This window comes from Vreelandella gomseomensis (assembly GCF_031451645.1).
GTDB classification, from domain to species: domain Bacteria; phylum Pseudomonadota; class Gammaproteobacteria; order Pseudomonadales; family Halomonadaceae; genus Vreelandella; species Vreelandella gomseomensis.
Genome location: NZ_JARWAI010000003.1, coordinates 64,724 through 83,810, shown reverse-complemented (window position 1 = coordinate 83,810; position 19,087 = coordinate 64,724). Strand labels below are relative to the sequence as shown.

General features: G+C 60.0%; 19 protein-coding genes. 12 read left to right on the top strand and 7 right to left on the bottom strand.

All coding sequences use genetic code 11. The features are described 5' to 3' along the window. Positions 1-10: 10 nt before the first annotated feature. From QC815_RS04490 to QC815_RS04465, 6 genes are read left to right on the top strand one after another with little or no spacing between them, the layout of a single operon-like run. Entirely contained in the window at positions 11-1,333 is a 1,323-nt protein-coding gene (locus QC815_RS04490; protein WP_309767181.1) for an L-fuconate dehydratase, read from the top strand. Then, entirely contained in the window at positions 1,330-1,779 is a 450-nt protein-coding gene (locus QC815_RS04485) for an RbsD/FucU family protein (RefSeq protein ID WP_309767179.1), read from the top strand. The genes QC815_RS04490 and QC815_RS04485 overlap by 4 nt, the downstream gene beginning before the upstream one ends. After that, complete coding sequence (locus QC815_RS04480) at positions 1,776-2,573, top strand: amidohydrolase family protein (protein WP_309767177.1); 798 nt, start codon at positions 1,776-1,778, stop codon at positions 2,571-2,573. Before QC815_RS04485 ends, QC815_RS04480 begins: the two co-directional genes overlap by 4 nt. Beyond that, on the top strand, positions 2,570-3,568 hold the full coding sequence (locus tag QC815_RS04475; protein ID WP_309767176.1) for an aldo/keto reductase: 999 nt from the start codon (positions 2,570-2,572) through the stop codon (positions 3,566-3,568). Before QC815_RS04480 ends, QC815_RS04475 begins: the two co-directional genes overlap by 4 nt. Continuing rightward, positions 3,565-4,416 carry a fumarylacetoacetate hydrolase family protein gene (locus QC815_RS04470; protein ID WP_309767174.1) on the top strand — a complete coding sequence of 284 codons (852 nt, stop codon included), beginning with the start codon at positions 3,565-3,567 and terminating at the stop codon, positions 4,414-4,416. Before QC815_RS04475 ends, QC815_RS04470 begins: the two co-directional genes overlap by 4 nt. A 3-nt stretch (positions 4,417-4,419) precedes the next feature. Beyond that, positions 4,420-5,169 carry an SDR family NAD(P)-dependent oxidoreductase gene (locus QC815_RS04465; RefSeq protein ID WP_309767172.1) on the top strand — a complete coding sequence of 250 codons (750 nt, stop codon included), beginning with the start codon at positions 4,420-4,422 and terminating at the stop codon, positions 5,167-5,169. 124 nt (positions 5,170-5,293) lie between these two features. Here the strand turns inward: QC815_RS04465 and QC815_RS04460 are convergent, their stop codons facing one another. Then, the gene (locus QC815_RS04460; protein ID WP_230445599.1) at positions 5,294-7,468 is read right to left on the bottom strand and encodes a malate synthase G; all 2,175 of its coding nucleotides are present in this window, start codon (positions 7,466-7,468) and stop codon (positions 5,294-5,296) included. 231 nt (positions 7,469-7,699) lie between these two features. Between QC815_RS04460 and QC815_RS04455 the strand changes: the two genes are divergently transcribed. After that, complete coding sequence (locus tag QC815_RS04455; RefSeq protein WP_230445600.1) at positions 7,700-8,710, top strand: alpha/beta hydrolase; 1,011 nt, start codon at positions 7,700-7,702, stop codon at positions 8,708-8,710. Between the two features lie 124 nt (positions 8,711-8,834). Next, positions 8,835-9,416: an NADPH-dependent FMN reductase gene (locus QC815_RS04450; protein ID WP_230445601.1), complete on the top strand. Its 582-nt coding sequence runs from the start codon at positions 8,835-8,837 to the stop codon at positions 9,414-9,416. Here QC815_RS04450 and QC815_RS04445 read toward each other — a convergent pair. From QC815_RS04445 to QC815_RS04425, 5 genes are all read right to left on the bottom strand, one after another. Beyond that, positions 9,413-10,921, bottom strand: coding sequence for a YifB family Mg chelatase-like AAA ATPase (locus tag QC815_RS04445; protein WP_230445602.1), 1,509 nt, complete (start codon positions 10,919-10,921; stop codon positions 9,413-9,415). The genes QC815_RS04450 and QC815_RS04445 overlap by 4 nt on opposite strands. 110 nt (positions 10,922-11,031) lie before the next feature. Further along, entirely contained in the window at positions 11,032-11,904 is an 873-nt protein-coding gene (locus tag QC815_RS04440; protein WP_309767168.1) for an ABC transporter substrate-binding protein, read from the bottom strand. Between the two features lie 131 nt (positions 11,905-12,035). Further along, on the bottom strand, positions 12,036-14,147 hold the full coding sequence (locus tag QC815_RS04435; protein WP_309767166.1) for a TonB-dependent siderophore receptor: 2,112 nt from the start codon (positions 14,145-14,147) through the stop codon (positions 12,036-12,038). Between the two features lie 103 nt (positions 14,148-14,250). Next, complete coding sequence (locus tag QC815_RS04430) at positions 14,251-15,216, bottom strand: AraC family transcriptional regulator (RefSeq protein WP_309767164.1); 966 nt, start codon at positions 15,214-15,216, stop codon at positions 14,251-14,253. 159 nt (positions 15,217-15,375) lie between these two features. Then, the gene (locus tag QC815_RS04425) at positions 15,376-15,738 is read right to left on the bottom strand and encodes an accessory factor UbiK family protein (protein WP_309767162.1); all 363 of its coding nucleotides are present in this window, start codon (positions 15,736-15,738) and stop codon (positions 15,376-15,378) included. 97 nt (positions 15,739-15,835) lie between these two features. Here QC815_RS04425 and QC815_RS04420 point away from each other — a divergent pair, with 97 nt between their 5' ends. The 4 genes from QC815_RS04420 to glnK all read left to right on the top strand — a co-directional run bounded on the left by QC815_RS04420 (position 15,836) and on the right by glnK (position 18,212). Then, on the top strand, positions 15,836-16,048 hold the full coding sequence (locus QC815_RS04420; protein WP_309767160.1) for a hypothetical protein: 213 nt from the start codon (positions 15,836-15,838) through the stop codon (positions 16,046-16,048). Between the two features lie 20 nt (positions 16,049-16,068). Further along, positions 16,069-16,407, top strand: coding sequence for a P-II family nitrogen regulator (locus QC815_RS04415; protein WP_027337181.1), 339 nt, complete (start codon positions 16,069-16,071; stop codon positions 16,405-16,407). Between the two features lie 45 nt (positions 16,408-16,452). After that, on the top strand, positions 16,453-17,700 hold the full coding sequence (locus QC815_RS04410; protein WP_230445607.1) for an ammonium transporter: 1,248 nt from the start codon (positions 16,453-16,455) through the stop codon (positions 17,698-17,700). Between the two features lie 173 nt (positions 17,701-17,873). Beyond that, positions 17,874-18,212 (top strand): P-II family nitrogen regulator, encoded by a 339-nt coding sequence (glnK, locus tag QC815_RS04405; protein WP_230445608.1) that lies wholly within the window; start codon positions 17,874-17,876, stop codon positions 18,210-18,212. Between the two features lie 92 nt (positions 18,213-18,304). Here the strand turns inward: glnK and QC815_RS04400 are convergent, their stop codons facing one another. Continuing rightward, positions 18,305-19,081, bottom strand: a complete 777-nt coding sequence (locus QC815_RS04400) for a ferredoxin--NADP reductase (protein WP_027337178.1) — start codon at positions 19,079-19,081, stop codon at positions 18,305-18,307. Positions 19,082-19,087 lie beyond the last annotated feature (6 nt).

Sequence of the window (19,087 nt, the reverse complement as noted above, 5' to 3'; positions counted from 1 at the left end):
AGGGTTTAAGATGACGATTATCACTTCGATTGAATTTGTCGATCTTCGCTTTCCCACGTCGGACAGTCATGATGGCTCCGATGCCGTTAACAAAGATGCTGACTACTCCGCCGCCTATCTGAGACTGGTGACTGATGACGACTCGCTCTACGGTTGCGGGTTTACTTTTACCATAGGTCGTGGAAACGATATCTGTCTCCAAGCAATTGATGCGTTAGCGAATCGCTTTATTGGCCGCGATGTGACTGAGTTGTGCGCCAACCCCGGAGAAGCCTACCGTGAACTTGCTGCAGATTCTCAACTTCGCTGGCTCGGCCCGGATAAAGGCGTTGTCCACTTGGCTCGTGCCGCTGTAATGAATGCGGTATGGGACTTGGCGGCGCGTAGAGCGGGTCTTCCTCTCTGGCAGTTCATCTGTGATATGGAACCAGTAACACTCGTCGCTAACCTGGATTTGAGCTATCTCTCGGATGTGCTGACCGCTGATGAGGCCGTCGCCATGCTTGAGGAGCAGCGTCAACATCGCGAGGAGCGGATCTCCAACCTGCAAGCGAATGGTTTTCAGTGTTATACGACATCCGCCGGGTGGCTGGGTTATTCGGATGAGAAGCTCGAAAGGCTCTGCCGCGAAGCGGTTGAGGAGGGCTATCGGCATATCAAACTTAAGGTCGGTGGAAATCCTGAAGATGATGAGCGTCGGCTCGGCATTGCACGTTCTGTGATCGGCCCGGATATTTCGCTGATGATCGATGCCAACCAGATTTGGGATGTTCCAGAAGCCATCGAGAGAGTGCAAGCGCTGGCCCATCACAACGTGCTGTGGATCGAAGAGCCCACGAGTCCTGATGACGTTTTAGGTCACCGCTCGATTGCCGACGGTGTGCGACCCGAGGGGATTGGCGTAGCGACCGGCGAACATGGCATGAACCGTGTGTTGTTCAAACAGTTGCTTCAGGCTGACGCCGTAGACTTTGTTCAAATCGATTCCTGTCGATTGGCCAGCATCAACGAGATCATCCCCGTACTGCTCATGGCTAAGAAGTTCGCTAAACCCGTATGCCCTCACGCCGGAGGCGTGGGGCTTTGCGAGCTCGTCAGCCATCTCGTGATGATCGATTACGTTGCGGTTTCAGGCCCGATAGAAGGACGTGTTGCCGAGTACGTCGACCATCTTCACGAACATTTCGTCGACCCCTGCATTGTGAGTAAGGGGGCTTACATGCTGCCTGAAGCACCGGGGTATTCCGCCGAGATTAAAGCAGAGTCACTGACACGTTGGGCTTGGCCGGAGGGTACCGAGTGGGCAAAACGTCGAGAGGGGGCGAACACATGATGAAGGGGAATCTTTTGCATCCGGAACTGCTCTCTGCGCTAGCGGGAGCAGGACATGGGTCGCAAATCCTCATCGCAGATGCACTCTATCCGCATTCGACGGGTGTTTCATCTACGGCGGCAAGAGTGCACTTAAACCTCCGTGCAGGGATGGTTCCTGCTGCTGATGTTCTAAAGGCGGTCGCCGAGACGATCCATATAGAGGCCGCCACTTACATGCAAACAGCCGAGGGCGGCGCCTCTGAGGCCGTTCAGGAGTTCCAGCAGCTGTTGGCTCAACACGTCCATGGGGGTGGCGAACATGGTGGTGGCGAAAAAATCACCTGGTCGAGTTTGGCGCGGATGGAGTTCTATACGGCCTGTCGCGAACCGGACGTATGTCTTCTTATCGCTACCGGCGAAACACGCCCCTATACAAATCTGTTACTGACGGTAGGTGTCCCATGATCCTCGATGCACACCTTCATGTATGGGACACGTCGGTAGTCAGCATTGCTTGGCTGGCTGGCGCTGGGTTGCCGCCAACAGCTTCCATTCCAAAGGTATCTGGAGACCGTCGATACATTCTCGTGGAAGCCGACGCTGACGATCCTGAAAAAGAAGCCGATTGGCTCGCCGCTGTCGCGGCTAAAGATCCGCAGGTTCACGGTGTGGTGGCCAGTGTGGCGTTGGAGAAGCATGACGCTGGGGAGAAGCTGGCAAGTGTCGCCGCCCTGCCCAAGGTGGTTGGCGTACGCAGGCTTCTCCAGGATCGTGACCTCTTCGGCTCATCCAGTCTTGTTCAGGGAATGAAGCTACTCGCCGCCCATGGCTTGCCATTTGATGCCTGCGTTCGGGCTGGGGAATTGTCGGCTCTTACCCAACTGGTCGGACAAGTGCCAGAGTTGACGGTGGTGCTGGATCATATGGGAAAGCCCGAGATTGGCAATGAACAGGCCATGCACAAGTGGCGCAGGGATCTGGCATGCCTGGCCGAATTACCCAATGTGCACTGCAAGCTTTCGGGGTTACCGGCGGAGTGCCGTGACGCAAAGGAATTGGAAAGTGTGGTGACTGATGTGGTGGGTGCCGCGGTTGAGGTTTTCGGCCCAGGGCGTTGCCTGCTCGGCAGCGACCACCCTGTCAGTGAGGATCCCAGCGATTGGTGCTCACGCGTATTGGAGCTCTTGCCTGCTGCTGACCGCTCAGCCGTCGCCCATGAGAATGCCCTTCGTATCTACTCAAGGAGACCATGCCAATGACTGGATCCTCTGTCACTCCTCGTCTGCCTGACAAACTCCATAATGCTTTTAGCAACCTGGGGTTCGGTACGGCGCAATTTGGAAATATGGGCAAAAAAGTAGCAGAACAGGACTGCTTTGATGCCGTGGAAGCCGCATGGAGCGGCGGGCTAAGATTCTTCGATACCGCCCCGCACTATGGTTTGGGCCTCTCGGAGGAGCGTCTTGGTAGAGCGCTGCGTGTTCGGCCACGCAAGGATTATGTTATCTCCACCAAGGTGGGGCGCCTGCTGCGGGAGAGCCCAAGGCCGCAAGGGTCAGATCGTGACAATGGTTTTCTGGTTCCCGATAAGCTGACACGGGTTCGTGATTACACCGCCGAGGGCGTACAACGCAGCCTTGAAGCGTCGTTGGGCCGGCTGAAACTCGACGCTGTCGACATTCTCTGGATCCATGATCCTGAAGAGCCGACTGACCGTTTCGATGAAGCGATCAGCGGCGCGGTGCCCATGCTGAATCGACTCAGAGACGAAGGGGTGATTTCAGCCTGGGGCATTGGTTCTAAAGACGCCACCATGTTACGCCGCTTCGTAGATCATTCCGATCCCGACTTAATCATGCTTGCCGGCAGGTATACCTTGCTCGAACAGGAGCAAGTGGGGCTGATGTCAGCCTGTCAGGCGAAAGGCATTGGCGTCATCGCTGTCGGGGTTTTCAACTCCGGTCTGATGGCTCGCGAAGAGCCGCCCGCGGATGCGTGGTACGAGTATGGCCCTGCACCAGCGTGGGCGTTGGAGCGGGCTCGTTTGATAGCGGCAGTGGCGCGTGAACACGGTGTGACTCTTCCTGAGGCCGCGCTGAGCTTTCCCAAGCGTCATCCTGCCGTCGTGAATGTGATGGCTGGTATGCGGTCGGCAGCGCAAGTTGAGAACAACCTTGCGCTGGTTGCATCCGAAATACCCGAAGCATTCTGGAATGATCTGCGGGCGCAAGGCCTGCTAAAGGAGGAAGTATGAAACTGTTACGCCGTGGTGAACCTGGATATGAAACTCCCCTTGTCGAAATCGATGGAACCCTTTATGACGCTTCACCAATAGGTGATTTTGCCCCCAGCTTCTGGGCTACCGGTGGGGTGCAGCAACTTAAAAAATTGGCTGAAAAAGGTCGTCTCACTCCCGTCAAAATTGACGATAATGTTCGTTATGGCTCCCCAGTGGCTAACGCCTCAGCAGTGATCTGCATCGGCCAGAATTACGCTGCGCATGCGGCTGAATCCGGTGCTGAGCCGCCGCAGAGCCCCATCGTCTTCCTTAAGACACCGAACACCATTGCCGGCCCAAATGACATCGTCACGATTGCCCGTGGTTCACAGAAGACTGACTGGGAGGTGGAGTTAGGTATCATCATCGGCAGCACGGCCTCCTACTGTGACTCATTGGAAGAAGCGGCGCAGCATATCGGCGGCTATGTGCTGGCTAATGACCTCTCCGAACGTACTTTCCAGCTAGAGATTTCTGGAGGGCAGTGGAGTAAGGGGAAATGCAGTCCTGGCTATATGCCATTAGGCCCCTGGATCGTCACGGCAGATGAGTTCGATCCGGCGGATGCGAGGTTGCGCTCATGGGTAAATGGAGAGCCTCGGCAGGATTCCCGTACAGCGGACATGATCTTCAGCTGCGCTGAGATCGTGCGGGATCTTTCCCAATATATGCAGCTTGAGCCAGGCGATGTGATATCGACAGGCACTCCGCAGGGAGTGGCGGTATCCGGGCGCTTCCCGTACCTGAAGTCAGGCGACGTGGTCGAAGTCGAGATCGAAGGACTTGGCCGGCAGCGGCAGACCTATCGCGCATGGGAGGCGTAAACGATGTCAGCACGTTTTGAAGGTTTGGTGGCTGTTGTGACGGGTGGGGCCTCAGGGATTGGTGCCGCGATTGCCGATCTTTTAGCAGAGGAAGGCGCCCGCGTTGCCGTGCTGGATATTGACGATCCAAAGAACCAGCACTCTTGGCATAAGTGCGACGTGGCAGACAGTGCGTCGGTGAACAGTGCGGTTCAGTCAACGGTCAATCAATTTGGGCGTTTGGATATTGTCGTGAACAACGCGGGCATTGGTGCTCAGGGAAATGTGGCTGACAACTCAGACGAGGAGTGGACGCGATCCTGGGAAATCAATGTTGCTGGCATGGCGCGAGTGGCCCGCGCAGCGCTGCCTCACTTGAAGAAGTCCAATGCCGCTTCAATCACCAACATGGCGTCGATTGCCTCCACGGCGGGCCTTCAGCAAAGGGCGCTATATTCGGCAACCAAGGGGGCTGTACTGGCGTTGACTCGGGCTATGGCCGCAGACCATGTGCGTGAGGGCATTCGGGTAAACTGTGTCGCTCCTGGCACGGCTGATACGCCATGGGTGGGTCGACTGTTGCAGCAGGCTGATGATCCCGCCGCTGAGCGTTTAGCGCTTGAGGCGCGTCAGCCCCATGGTCGCCTGGTAAGTGCGGAAGAAGTGGCTCGAGCAGTGGCTTATCTTGCCGATCCTGCCAACCGTTCATCGGTGGGTGTATGTCTGCCCGTCGATGGCGGTATGGAGGCGTTGAGGTTGAGGCCACAGCAATAGCCGAGGATGGTTCTAGACGATCTCCTTAAAATCATGCCCTAGACAACAATACCCCCTCAAGGAGCGCATCCTTGAGGGGGTATTAGCGACTATGGTCTAGTGCGCTCTCTGCGTCGTGCCAACATTACTTCGCCTTATGCACCTGACGCCACTCGTGGAGTAGCGGTTCAGTGTAGCCGGAAGGCTGTACGCGGCCTTTGAAGATCAGGTCTGAGGCGGCTTTGAAAGCAGTGGAGCCTTCAAAATCGGCGCTCATGGCAGTGTAGGTCGGGTCGCCGGCGTTCTGCTCGTCGACTACCTTGGCCATGCGTTTGAGCGTTTCTTCCACGCGCGGTGCATCGACAATGCCGTGATGCAGCCAGTTGGCAATGTGCTGGCTGGAAATACGCAGCGTGGCACGGTCTTCCATCAGTCCGACGTTATGGATATCCGGCACCTTCGAGCAGCCGACGCCGTGTTCGACCCAGCGCACCACGTAACCCAGAATGCCCTGGCAGTTGTTGTCCAGCTCTTGCTGGATTTCGTCATCGGACCAGTTGGCGTTTTCGGCCACCGGCACGGTGAGCAGGTCATCCAGGAAGTCCGGCTCGCCCTGGGCTTCCAGTTCGCGCTGGACATCGGTCACGTTGACCTGATGGTAGTGCAGCGCGTGCAGCGCCGCCGCGGTGGGTGACGGCACCCAGGCGGTGTTGGCACCGGCTTTGGGGTGGCCGATCTTCTGCTCGAGCATGTTGTGCATCAGATCGGGCATTGCCCACATGCCTTTGCCGATCTGGGCGCGACCGCGCAGGCCACAGGCAAGGCCCACCTGAACGTTGTTCTTCTCGTAGGCGGTAATCCAGGCAGCGCTCTTCATGTCACCCTTGCGCACCATGGGGCCGGCTTCCATGGCGGTGTGCATCTCGTCGCCGGTACGATCGAGGAAGCCGGTGTTGATGAACACCACGCGCGAGGTAGCCTCGGCGATACATGCCTTGAGGTTGACGGTCGTGCGGCGTTCTTCGTCCATGATGCCCATTTTCAGGGTGTCACGGCTCATGCCCAGAATATCTTCGACGCGGCCAAACAGCTCGTTGGCAAACGCGACTTCCTTCGGCCCGTGCATCTTCGGCTTGACGATATACACCGAGCCGGTACGCGAGTTGCGCGGCTGGTCGGCGTCTTTCTTGAGGTCGTGCAGCGCCAGCAGCGAGGTCACCACGGCGTCCAGAATGCCTTCCGGCAGTTCGTTGCCGTTCTCGTCGAGAATCGCCGGCGTGGTCATCAGGTGGCCGACGTTACGCACGAACATCAGCGAGCGGCCCGGTAGCGTCACGCTGCTGCCGTCGGTGGTTTGCCAGGTGCGGTCCGCGTGGAGCTTGCGGGTAAAAGTCTTGCCGCCCTTGTCGATGTTCTCTTCCAGGTCGCCCTTCATCAGGCCGAGCCAGTTGCTGTACACACCGACCTTGTCTTCCGAGTCCACCGCAGCGACGGAGTCTTCGCAGTCCATGATGGAGGTGAGCGCCGCTTCGACGACAACATCTTTAACGTTCGCCGGGTCGGTTTTGCCGATCGAGTGGTTGGCGTCGATCTGGATTTCCAGGTGCAGGCCGTTGTTGCCCAGCAGGATGGCCTCCGGTGCGGCGGCATCGCCGCTGAAGCCGATCAGCTTGCCGGCATCCTTCAGACCGGTTTCGCGGCCGCCTTCCAGCGTCACGATCAGGTGCTCGTCACGGATGGCGTATTTGACGGCATCACGGTGAGAGCCGGTGGCCAGCGGTGCCGCGCGGTCAAGGACGCCACGGGCGTAGGCAATGACCTTTTCGCCACGCTTGGGGTTGAAGCTGGTGCCTTTTTCCGCGCCGTCTTCCTCGGAAATCACGTCGGTGCCGTATAGCGCGTCGTAAAGGCTTCCCCAGCGGGCGTTGGCGGCGTTGAGCGCGTACCGCGCGTTGCTCATCGGCACGACCAGCTGCGGGCCCGCCTGAACGGCGACTTCGCGGTCAACGTTGGCCGTGGTGGCGCTGACGTTGGCGGGGGCGTCCACCAGGTAGCCGGCGTCTTTCAGGAAGCGCCGATAGCCGGCCATGTCACTCACCGGGCCGGGGTTTTCGCGGTGCCAGGCGTCGAGTTTTTCCTGCAGCACGTCGCGTTCTTCTAGCAGTTGGCGGTTTTTGGGGGTTAAATCGTGAAATAGGGCATCGACGCCGGCCCAGAAAGCGCTTTCGTCGACGCCGGTGCCGGGCAGGGCCTGCTGGCTGATGAATTGATCTAGGTCGGCTGCCACCTGTAAACGGTGACGCGTGATACGCTCGCTCATGGAGACTCTCCTGTTAAGGTGGCTGTGACGCCGAGTCAGTCGGCAGGTACCCCGTCACAGTCAGAATGAAAATACATTTTAAATCTATTTGTGGAAAATAATTCCACACCTGGCCGGGCATGTAAACAGCGTAGACCCTAACGCGCCATAATGCTCGACCAAATGATAAGGAATGATCGGCACGGGGCGGTGACTGGCCACCTGCCTACGAGCGGTTAAGGAGAGCAGCGAATGCGCGAGTTCGATCATCTAGAGGCCCTGTTTCGCCGCCACGCCGGCGGGGCATCGCTATCCCGCCTGGTGCCGGGCGGCACTCTCGACACGGCGATGAACGAGTATTTTCAGCATTACGGCCTGGATGCGCTGCGTAACGATACCCGTGACGTGTACGCAGGGTTCATCGATACCGGCCGCTTTGCCCTGTGGTGCCAGGTGTGGAGCCCGCCGACGCCCAGGGGAACCGCCTTTGTGGTGCACGGCTACTTTGATCACCTGGGGCTTTATCGTCACCTCCTCGAGCGCTTGCTGGCCAAGGGCTGGCGGGTGGTGCTGTGGGATCTTCCCGGCCACGGGCTTTCCAGCGGGGCGCGGGCGGCGATTGACGACTTTGACGACTATCAGCAATGCCTGACGCACGTGCAAACCATTCTCTCGCAGCAGTCGATGGCGCCCACCCCTTGGCTTGGCGTCGGGCAAAGCACCGGCGGGGCCATTCTGGCCACCGACGCGCTGAACCGGCGCGACGCGGCCGGCTGGGATGGATTGGTGCTATTGGCGCCGCTGGTGCGCCCCTGGGGGTGGAGCCAGGCGAGCTGGCTGCACCTGATTGCCAGTCCGTTCGTCAAGGCACTGCCACGCAAGTATCGGCCCAACTCCACCGACGAGCAGTTCACCGTCTTCTTGCGCGACCACGACCCGCTGCAGCCCAACCAGCTGAGCGTGGCCTGGATTACCGCCATGCGGCGCTGGATTCCCCGGCTGCTGGCCCGGGATCCGCTGGATTTGCCCGTGATCATCTTGCAGGGCGAGCAGGACGTCACCGTGGACTGGGAGTGGAACCTGGCGATTCTCGAAGAAAAGTTTCCCGACGCGCAGATATACCGCCATCCGGAGGCTCGCCACCATCTGGTCAACGAAGCCGAGCCGATTCGGCGTGCCTTGTTCGACGCCCTGGATGCGTTCGTTGACCGTGTGGCGCACGCCAAGTCAGCGGCAGCGGCGAAGAAGCTGCCGTCATCGTAAGCAGTGAGTGATAATCTGTAGCTATCGATGAGTTTACACGGGCAAGATTAATGCTATCGCATGCCGGCTGTGCGAGACTCGTTGCACGCATTAGCATTCGTTTATTGTCCATAAGGAGCGTGCAATGACCTCTACCCCAACGAAAGTGCTGGTGTTTGCCGGCAGCGCCCGTGAAGGTTCACTGAATAAGCAACTGGCACACCTCGCGGCCAAGCGAATCGAGGCGCTGGGTGGCCACGCCACCTTCATCGACCTAAAAGACTACCCATGCCCGCTGTTCGACGAGGATATCGAAGCGCAGGGCATGCCCGAGAACGTGCAGAAACTGCGGGCATTGCTTGCTGAGCATCAGGCCGTTTTCATCGCCTCGCCCGAATACAATGGTTTCATCACGCCGCTGCTCAAGAACACTCTGGACTGGCTATCCCGCCCCTACGGCGATACCCCCGGACTCGGACTGTTTGCCGGTAAATGGGCGGCGCTGGTCGCGGCGTCACCCGGTGGGTTGGGCGGTATTCGCGCCATGCCCCTGGCGCAGCAGCTACTCGCCAACCTCAGCCTGACGGTACTGCCGCAGCCGTTATCGCTTCCCCAGGCAGGCAGTGCCTTCAACGACAGTGGCGCGCTACATGATGAGGCCACCGGCCAAAAGCTTGATGCCCTCTGTCAACGCCTGGTCGATTCGCTGGCCAAGACCCACGGCTAAGCGCCTTTCAACAACCTATCCAGCTGCCGGTAGCCAATGGCTTCGATTAAGTGGGGTTGGGTGGGCTTGGGTTCACCCTGCAGGTCGGCGAGGGTGAGTGCGACGCGCAGCACGCGGTGGTAGGCGCGGGCGGAGAGCTTGAGTTTTTCCAGCACCCCGGCCAGCCAGGCGCGTTCCTCGTCATCCAGGGCACAGGCGGTTTCCAGGGCTTTGCCGCTTAACTGGCTGTTGAGCGCACCCCTTGCCATTTGCCGTTCACGGGCGGCCATCACGCGCCGACGCACGGCTTCCGACGATTCGCCTTGTGTCTGTGCAGTGAGCTGCTCGGGTGGCAGCGCCGGGACTTCCACCTGCAGGTCGATGCGGTCGAGTAACGGGCCTGACAGTCTGTTCTGATAGCGCTGGATTTGGCTGGCGGTGCACTGGCAGCGGTTGCGTGGATCGCCCAGGTGGCCGCAGGGGCAGGGATTCATTGCCGCCACTAGCTGAAATTGCGCCGGGTAACGGCGCTCGTGGCTGGCGCGGGCGAGATGAATTTCGCCGGTTTCCAGCGGTTGTCTCAAGACTTCCAGCACGCTGCGGGAAAATTCTGGCAATTCGTCCAGGAACAGCACGCCATGGTGGGCCAGCGAGATTTCGCCGGGTTTGGGTTTTGAGCCGCCGCCCACCAGTGCCGCGGCGCTGGAACTGTGGTGGGGTTGCCTGAAGGGTCGCTGGCCCCAGTCGGCTTCCAGCGGCAGCCCGCACACCGAACGCACCGCCGCGACGGCCAGCGCATCTTCTTCCGAGAGTGGCGGCAATATACCGGGCAGGCGGCTGGCGAGCATGGTCTTGCCGGTGCCTGGCGGCCCCGCGAAAAGTAAATTATGGCCGCCGGCTGCGGCGACTTCCAGCGCACGGCGGGCCTGTTGCTGGCCACGCACGTCGGCAAGGTCGGCCATCGGCTCGGCGGTTTTTACCGAGGCGGGCAGCTGATGCGGCGGAATTTTTTCCTGGCCGAGCAGGTGGGCGACCACTTGCCAAAGGGTGTCGGCGGGCAGTACCGGTAAGTCGCCGGCCAGTGCGGCTTCATCGGCGCAGTCGCGGGGTACGATCAGCGCTTTTTGGGCCCGCCGCGTGGCCAGCGCAAACGGCAGCATGCCGGGCACGGCGCGTAACGTGCCGTCCAGCGCCAGTTCGCCCGCACACTCCATGCCTTCCAGCGCCTCGACGGGGATCTGCCCCGAGGCGGCGAGAATGCCCAGGGCAATGGGCAGGTCAAAGCGACCGCCTTCCTTGGGGAGATCGGCCGGAGCCAGGTTCAGGGTGATGCGCCGGGTATTGGGGAAGTCGAAACCGGCGTTGACCAGGGCGCTGCGTACCCGCTCACGGCTTTCTTTGACGGCGGTTTCCGGCAGGCCGACTAACGTCAAGCCAGGTAAACCGTTGGCCAGGTGCACCTCCACGTGCACTGCCGGTGCGTCCAGGCCGACCCCGGCCCGTGTCGCCACAATGGCAAGCGTCATGCGCGTTCCCTCGCTGGTTGTTAATTACCGTATGCTTATTAACCTACCGTATTTATCAGAGGGTGAGTAGCCAAATGCGCGGTGCGGCACAGCCCGCGCTCACTCCGGGCTTAGCGTTCCTGGGGCGCGTCTTCCAGCGCGGCGACCAGTTCTCTGGCGAAGCGCTGCGCCGAGGGCAGTGCGCCAAAGCTCCATACCGGCGGCAGGCGTAAAAGTCGGTCGTTCTTGACGCTGGGTAGCTGCTGCCACAGGCCGCTTTCCGCGAGTTGCGCCTCGACGCCGGTGGGCAACGGGTCGACGATCACCAGAGTGGCGTCCGGGTAGCGAGCGAGCTCTTCAACGCCGACCAGCGAAAAGCCCCAGGCGTTGGTCGCCTGATCCCAGGCGTTGGGCAGTTCAAGCTGCTTCAGTACCGCGTTGTAGAGGCTGTTGTCGCCAAACACGCGCACGTGGCGGGCATCCATAAACTGGATCATCAACAGCGGCGCCGTGTCGGGGCGTTCGTCACGCAGCCGGGCCATCAGTGCATGCGCCCGCTCGATCAGTTGCGCCGCTTGAGGTGCGCGGTCCGCCAGTTCGCCTATCTGCTCGGTGATGCTTTGCATTTCTTGCCAGGTGTCGCTGCCGGGCGTGTAAAGCTCGACGGAGGTGACGGGGGCGATGCGCTCCAAACGCGGCGTTAACCCGGCAAACATGGGCGATATCAGGATCCGCTCGGGTTGCATCTTTGCCAGCAGCTCCATGTTGGGCTGGCTGCGCAGGCCCAGATCGGCGGCTTCGTCGGGCAGTCGTGGCTCACCCACCCATTCATGGTAGGCCTGTTTCTGGGCACCTCCAACAATGGAGGCGTCCAGGGCAATCAAGGTTTCAGCCACCGTCCAGTCGATCGTCGCCAGCTGCGCCTTGGCCGGCGTCGTGCCAAGCAGGCACAGGCACAGCAGGCCGAGGCGGGTGAACAGGCACGAAACAAAAGAGCAGCGCATGGTAAAGGCATCACTTGGGAGCAGGAGCTGTATTTAAACGATAATCTTTATTGTTTGCAAACTTGAACGCCTGGAATAAAGCGCCCGGGCGCGAAGGCCCGGGCGGCGTCTGGCATCGAAGGGTACCTGGACTAGAAACGATAATGCACGCTGGCGGTGATCCCGCGTTCGGCGCCGAAGTAGCAGTACTCGAGCGAGTTACACGAGGCGACGTACTCCTCATCCAGCAGGTTGCTGACGTTGAGGCGGGTCTCAACGCCTGGCATACCGACCTCGCCAAGGTCGTAGCCGAGCGTTGCGTCGACAAGGGTGTAATCGGGCACGGTTTCGGTATTGGCGCGGTCAGCGGCAATGTCGGCGTAGTGGCGTACGCCTGCGCCAATGTCGGCACCGTTCAGCCAGCCGTCGTTAAACGCATACTGCGCCCAGAGCTGAACCTGATGACGTGGCGAATAAATTGCATCATTACCCTCGTTGCCGTCATCGCTCTTGGCGTAGGTAATGTCGGTGAAGCTGTACCCGGCCTGCAGCGAAAGCGCATCGGTGAGTTGGGTACGCGCCTCCAGCTCGATGCCCTGGGACTCGATTTCACCCACTGCGCGGTAAGGGTCGGTGGGCTGTTCCTTGGTGGCCACGTTTTCCTGGCTGATGTGGAACACGGCGGCGCTGTACTGGCTGGTGCCATCGTTGGGCTGATATTTCACCCCGGTTTCCCACTGCTCGCCTTCCATGGGGGCCAGCAGGTCGCCGTCGGCATCCACAAAGCTGGTGGGGGTGAAGGCCGTGGAGTAACTCAGGTAGGGGGCAACGCCGTTGTCGAACAGGTAGACGGCCCCGGCCCGGCCGCTGAATTGGGTGTCGTCGAGGGTGCTCGATTGGCCGGTATCCTGATTGGTATTGTCGATGTCGACCCAGTCGTAGCGCCCGCCCAGGGTGAAGCGCCAGTTATCCAGCGCGATCAGGTCTTGCAGGTAGACACCGGTCTGCTCCAGTTCGTGGCGTTCGTTGGTCGGTGCATACATCGCCGTAGGCTCTGCGCCATACGTCGGGTTGAACGCATCCAGCGAGGGAAATGCGCCTGATGGCCAGCTGACGTCGTTGTCGCGCTGCTGATAGTCGACCCCGACCAGAACGGTGTGATCCATAAAGCCATCGTTAAGGTTGGCTTCAATCTGGTTATCCACTGTCCAGGCGTCGAGCGATTCTTCGCTGCCGGCGTAGTAGCGCGCCAGTTCATTGGATGTGGGTGACGTCCAGCCAAAGCCATAGACCTGGTTCAAGGTGACATCCGAATTGAGGTAGCGCAGCTGCTGGCGCGCGGTCCATTCGTCATTGAAACGATGTTCCAGGGCATAGCCCACCATGCGCTGGGTGCGCTCATAGGCCTCGTAGTCTTCCTCGCCGTCGAAGAAGTTATTGCTGATCTTGCGCCCGTTGCGCGGAACGACGGCGCCTTCGTAAGGCACGCCGGAATGGTAACCTCCCTCGGGTTCGTCCTGCAGGTAGGCGTCGATGGTCAGGCTGGTGGCGTCGCTGATATCCCAGGTAAGCGAGGGCGCAATGGCGTAGCGTTCCTCTTCTGTCGGGCCAAACTGGGTATCGGCGGCGCTGGCAATGCCTACCAGGCGGTAAGCGACGCGCTGCTCTTCTCCGAGTGGCCCGGTAAGATCAAAGGCCGCGCTGCGCTGATTATTATTGCCCACGCGAAAGCGCAGCTCGCCGCCTGGCTGGAACGCGGGCCGTTTGCTGTTCAACGCCACCACACCGCCGGGCGAGGCCTGGCCGTAGAGTACCGAGGCGGGCCCTTTGACGACTTCGATACTGTCCAGAAACCACGGGTCGACCCGCAGCGAGCTATGCGAGTTGGTATCGCCGATGAGCTTCAGGCCGTCGAGAAAGGTGTTGCTCAAGCTGCCATCGGAGAAGCCGCGCAGCACCAGGTAGTCAAAACGGTTCGACGCCCCGATCTGATTGCTGTAGACCCCGGGGGTGTAGTCGGTGGCCCGCTGTACGGTACTAACCCCGCGGTTGTCCATATCCTCGCGGGTAATGGTCGATACGCTCTGGGGCGTTTCGATCGACGGCGTTTCCACCTTGGTGGCCGCCTGCTGAGCAGTCACGGTAACGGTGGCCAGGCTTTCGCGATGGCTTTCCTGGGCGAGCGCCAGCGAAGCAGACCCGCTGGCAACGGCCACCACCAGGGGCAGCAATGGATGACACAAGCGACGCGGTAAGACAGGCATGGAAACGATCCCCTACTAATTTTTAGTAATGAGAATTATTACTTTTAAATGCCGATGAAAGGTATGCGTGCCGCCAGATTGGCTATGCGCAATGCTGAATTCGTCAGAAGGCGTGCCGGGTGGCGACATCGTGAGGCGCCATGCCGAAGCGGCGCCGAAACGCGGTGGCAAAGTTGGTGGCGTGGCGATAGCCGCAGCGATGCGCGGCTTGCTGCACGCTCATGCCGCGTTGCAGATCCTGGTAGGCCTGCGCCAGGCGGTGTTGCCGCAAGTGATCAAAAATGGAGCAGCCATAACGGGCGCGAAACTTCTGGCGAAGGCTGCTCGGGCTCATGGCGGCGTCCCGGGCAAGGTTGCTCAGGCAGTAAGCGCGTTCGGGGTGATCCGCCAACCGCTGATAAAGCACGGCCAGGCGTTGCTCATCGCGCGGTGAAACACCTGGCGAAGCGGGCACGGAGGAGGCGTCTGACGAAGTGAGCCGCCCATGGTCGGGCAGTCCTTCGCCGAGCAGCTGCAGCGCCAGGCCTTGCCAGATCAGCGGCTGACGCCAGTTCGCCAGTGTGTCCACGGCTGCCTGGCGTAGTGTCTCGCTAAAGGTGGCGGGCAACCGCCAGGGGGTCAACCCCGGTGTGGCGGGCGGTGGCGGCAACGCCAGCGGCGTGGTCGCCAGTACCGCGAGATTCAGTGTATGCAGCCGTGCCTGGGCAGGTTGATAAACCGTCAGCGGCTGCTGAGGCGTGAAATGGGCACAAATGCCGTCGCCGGCCTTGAGGTCCAGGCGTTGATCGCCCAGGCGGGCGATGATGTGACCTTCGAGTACCACGCTGATAAACCAGGGGGCGGTCTGGCGGGACGCGGAGCTGTAGGCGCAATTCACGCGCAGGTCGGAAAGCGTCAGGTGCATCGACTGGGGCAGCGCGATATCGCGGACGCTGCCCGTGGCGATGCGCGCCTCGGCGGGGGCGTTACGCACGCGATAGTCAATGCCAAAGCGCTCGCCCAACTGAGCAAGCGTCGCCGGAGTTAATTCGTGAAGCGGCGGGCTGGCCTGGGAAGTGAAGGAGGTCATCGGGAATCGCGGTGGCGGTAAAAATGCAGCGACGCGGCGATGCATCAAAATGGCGCATTGGCCAGCGGGTAGCGTGGCCGAGTCCGTGCATCGCCTGCGTCATGGAGTACCGATTACGTTACCACGCGCGGCTCGCTAGTCAATGATATTTATTCGCATTCAAGCTGGCGGCTTGGTGGCGCCATCATCGTCCTGGGCGTTGTCGTCGTGCTCGGGCTGCGGATCCACCGGCAACGGCGGTGCCTCGGCTTCGACGGGGGTCGTCGCATCGGCGGCCTGGGCATCGACAGCGGCTTCCAGGTTGGCGACCTGGCGTTCCAACGCCTCTACCCGCGACCGGGTGCGCTGTAAAACGTCCATCAGGATATCGAAGTCCTCGCGGGATACCAGCTCCAAGCGGTCGAAGGCACCGCGCACCACCTGATGCACGCCCTTCTGAATATCCTCAGGCGCTTGGGAAGCGTTCTGCAGGCGGTCGCCAATTTGCTGGGCGAGTCGGCTAATGCGGTCTTGAGGCGCCATGGCTCTCTCCTAGATGTGGGTGTCGCGATACGGATGATGCCTTCAGGATACGCAACCCAGCCAGGATTCGCATGTTTCTTGACTGAATTCATGCGCCTTGGCTCTGCGCCAAATTGGCGCGCTTGCGTTTTGTCTTTGGTTGATTTTGGTGCAATACCCGAAGCAATGGCGCGTGCTGCCGCCGTTAAAGCCCTGCATGTTGTATTTGGTTAAATTTAAAGCAATGAAAAATAAGCAAAAAAAAACACATGGCACGGTATGCGCATTAGTGGAGCAGGCACCTTTTTCGGGCGGCGTCGCCGCTCCTTAATCCAGCAGGGGAGATTCGGGATGAAACTCATCACCGCCATCATCAAGCCATTCAAGCTCGACGACGTGCGTGAAGCACTGGCCGACAACGGTGTTCAGGGCATCACCGTGACCGAGGTCAAAGGGTTCGGCCGTCAGAAAGGCCATACCGAGCTATACCGCGGCGCCGAATACGTGGTCGATTTTCTGCCCAAGGTCAAGGTCGAGGTCGCCGTTGACGACGGTCGCCTCGAAAGCGTGCTTGATGCGATCTGCAGCGCGGCCAACAGCGGCAAGATCGGCGACGGCAAGGTGTTCGTCACGCCGCTTGAAGACGTTATTCGGATTCGGACGGGTGAACGCGGTGCGGACGCCGTTTAAACCTGACTTTGCGGATCATTTCTTTAGTTCAACGGGGAACTTACAATGAATGAGTTGACTGATCTGAGCTACGCGCTCGATACGTTTTACTTTCTGATCTGCGGTGTGCTGGTCCTGTGGATGGCCGCTGGCTTCTCCATGCTGGAAGCGGGCCTGGTGCGTTCCAAGAACACCGCTGAAATTCTCACCAAGAACATCGCGCTATTTGCCATTGCCTGCACCATGTATCTGCTGGTGGGCTACTACATCATGTATTCCGGCAACGCCGGTGGCTTCCTGCCCAATCTGGGTTTTTTGATCGGCGCTGAGAACAGCGTGGATGCCGTCACCGCCGGTGGCGATGATGCCCCATACTACTCCATGCGTTCCGACTTCTTCTTCCAGGTCGTCTTTGTCGCAACCGCGATGTCGATCGTCTCGGGTGCTGTCGCCGAGCGCATGAAACTGTGGGCCTTCCTGGCATTCGCCGTGGTAATGACCGCTGTGATCTATCCGGTGTCTGGCTACTGGACCTGGGGTGGCGGCTGGTTGGCCGAAGTTGGCTACTCTGACTATGCCGGTTCGGGCATCGTGCACCTTGCCGGTGCTGCCGCCGCGTTGGCAGGCGTTATCGTGCTGGGTCCGCGTAAGGGCAAGTACGGCAAAGATGGTTCTATCCATGCGATTCCCGGCGCCAACATGCCGCTGGCGACGCTGGGTACCTTCATTCTGTGGATGGGCTGGTTCGGCTTTAACGGCGGCTCCGAGCTGAAGATGTCTGATATCAGTTCGGCCAATAACGTCGCCCAGGTGTTCGTTAATACCAACGCTGCGGCCGCAGGTGGTGTCATCGCCGCGCTGATCCTCGCCAAGCTGTGGTTCCGTAAAGCGGATCTCACCATGGCACTTAACGGCGCGCTGGCTGGCCTGGTCGCGATTACTGCTGACCCGTTGTCGCCCTCAGCGCTGGGCGCGACGATTATCGGTGCTATTGGTGGTCTGATCGTGGTGGCGGCCATCGTCAGCCTGGATAAACTGAAACTGGACGATCCGGTCGGTGCCATCTCCGTTCACGGTGTCGTGGGTATTTGGGGTGTCCTGGCCGTGCCGTTGAACAACGACGGTGCCTCGTTCGGCCCGCAGCTTATCGGTATCGCGGGTATCTTTGCCTGGGTCTTCATTGCCAGCCTGATCGTGTGGCTGATCCTGAAAGCCATCATGGGTATTCGGGTCAGCGAAGAAGATGAGTACGAAGGCGTCGATATCGCCGAATGCGGTCTTGAAGCCTACCCTGAGTTTGGTATCAAGAAGTAAACAAATGCTGACCAGATGAGCCCGAGTGCTCGTCCATGGCCTCCCCACGGGGAGGCTTTTTTTATTCTCCGCCGGTAGCGGTGTATGCTGAGAGGTAACGGATAGCGAGCGAGACTCCAGCGCCCGTTATCGTTTTTTCTATCACCAAGGCTACCTAGTTAGAGGATCTCGCAATGAAACTCATCTCTGCCATTATCAAGCCGTTCAAGCTTGATGACGTGCGCGAATCGCTCTCCGACATTGGCGTACAGGGCATTACCGTCACCGAAGTGAAGGGGTTTGGTCGTCAGAAGGGCCACACGGAGCTTTATCGGGGGGCCGAGTACGTGGTCGATTTTCTGCCCAAGGTGAAGCTCGAAGTCGCCGTTGACGACGACATGGTCGATCAGGTCATCGACGCCATCACCCAGGTAGCGAATACCGGCAAGATCGGCGACGGCAAGATTTTTGTCATGCCGCTTGAGCAAGTGATGCGTATCCGGACCGGCGAGACAGGTAAAGACGCGGTATAACGACCCGCGCCAGAACACGAAACCCCCGCCAAGCGGTGCCGCTGTGCACCGTCTGGCGGGGGTTTTTACTGAGCGGCTAAGGGTGGAGTGCGTTACTTTTCGACGAAGGCGCGCTCGATGACGTAGTCACCCGGCTCGCCCATGCGCGGTGAGATATTCAGGCCCAGCTCGTCAAGCAATGCACTGGTGTCGTCGAGCATGGCAGGGCTTCCGCAGATCATCGCCCGATCCTGGCGCGGATCGATGGGCGGCAGGCCGGTGTCCTCGAACAGCTTGCCGGTGCGGATGTGGTCGGTCAGGCGACCCATGGTGTGGAACTCTTCACGGGTGACGGTCGGGTAGTAGACCAGTTTCTCCGCGATTTCCTCGCCCAGGTACTCGTGGGCCGGCAGCTCCTTGGTGATAAAGTCGGCGTAGGCCAGCTCGGAGACTTCGCGGACGCCGTGGACCAGGACGACCTTCTCGAACCGCTCGTAGACTTCCGGATCCTGGATCAGGCTCAGGAAGGGCGCAAGGCCGGTACCGGTGGACAGCATGTACAGGTTGCGGCCGGGCAGCAGGTCGTCGGTGACCAGCGTGCCGGTCGGCTTGCGGCTGACCATGATCTGGTCGCCGACCTTCAGGTGCTGCAGACGCGAGGTGAGCGGGCCGTCGGGAACCTTGATACTGAAGAACTCAAGGTGGTCCTCGTAGTTGGGGCTGGCAATAGAATAAGCGCGCATCAGCGGTTTGCCGTCGACTTCCAGACCGATCATGACGAACTGGCCCGTCTTGAAGCGCAGGCTGCGTTCCCGGGTGGTGCGGAAGCTGAACAGGGTGTCGTTCCAGTGATGAACGCTGAGTACGTCTTCCAGGGCGAACTTGCTCATGCCAAT

Coding starts and splice junctions, on each gene's coding strand:
- QC815_RS04490 (WP_309767181.1), top strand. CDS start 11: ATGACGATTATCACTTCGATTGAATTTGTCGATCTTCGCTTTCCCACG.
- QC815_RS04485 (WP_309767179.1), top strand. CDS start 1,330: ATGATGAAGGGGAATCTTTTGCATCCGGAACTGCTCTCTGCGCTAGCG.
- QC815_RS04480 (WP_309767177.1), top strand. CDS start 1,776: ATGATCCTCGATGCACACCTTCATGTATGGGACACGTCGGTAGTCAGC.
- QC815_RS04475 (WP_309767176.1), top strand. CDS start 2,570: ATGACTGGATCCTCTGTCACTCCTCGTCTGCCTGACAAACTCCATAAT.
- QC815_RS04470 (WP_309767174.1), top strand. CDS start 3,565: ATGAAACTGTTACGCCGTGGTGAACCTGGATATGAAACTCCCCTTGTC.
- QC815_RS04465 (WP_309767172.1), top strand. CDS start 4,420: ATGTCAGCACGTTTTGAAGGTTTGGTGGCTGTTGTGACGGGTGGGGCC.
- QC815_RS04460 (WP_230445599.1), bottom strand. CDS start 7,468: ATGAGCGAGCGTATCACGCGTCACCGTTTACAGGTGGCAGCCGACCTA.
- QC815_RS04455 (WP_230445600.1), top strand. CDS start 7,700: ATGCGCGAGTTCGATCATCTAGAGGCCCTGTTTCGCCGCCACGCCGGC.
- QC815_RS04450 (WP_230445601.1), top strand. CDS start 8,835: ATGACCTCTACCCCAACGAAAGTGCTGGTGTTTGCCGGCAGCGCCCGT.
- QC815_RS04445 (WP_230445602.1), bottom strand. CDS start 10,921: ATGACGCTTGCCATTGTGGCGACACGGGCCGGGGTCGGCCTGGACGCA.
- QC815_RS04440 (WP_309767168.1), bottom strand. CDS start 11,904: ATGCGCTGCTCTTTTGTTTCGTGCCTGTTCACCCGCCTCGGCCTGCTG.
- QC815_RS04435 (WP_309767166.1), bottom strand. CDS start 14,147: ATGCCTGTCTTACCGCGTCGCTTGTGTCATCCATTGCTGCCCCTGGTG.
- QC815_RS04430 (WP_309767164.1), bottom strand. CDS start 15,216: ATGACCTCCTTCACTTCCCAGGCCAGCCCGCCGCTTCACGAATTAACT.
- QC815_RS04425 (WP_309767162.1), bottom strand. CDS start 15,738: ATGGCGCCTCAAGACCGCATTAGCCGACTCGCCCAGCAAATTGGCGAC.
- QC815_RS04415 (WP_027337181.1), top strand. CDS start 16,069: ATGAAACTCATCACCGCCATCATCAAGCCATTCAAGCTCGACGACGTG.
- QC815_RS04410 (WP_230445607.1), top strand. CDS start 16,453: ATGAATGAGTTGACTGATCTGAGCTACGCGCTCGATACGTTTTACTTT.
- glnK (WP_230445608.1), top strand. CDS start 17,874: ATGAAACTCATCTCTGCCATTATCAAGCCGTTCAAGCTTGATGACGTG.
- QC815_RS04400 (WP_027337178.1), bottom strand. CDS start 19,081: ATGAGCAAGTTCGCCCTGGAAGACGTACTCAGCGTTCATCACTGGAAC.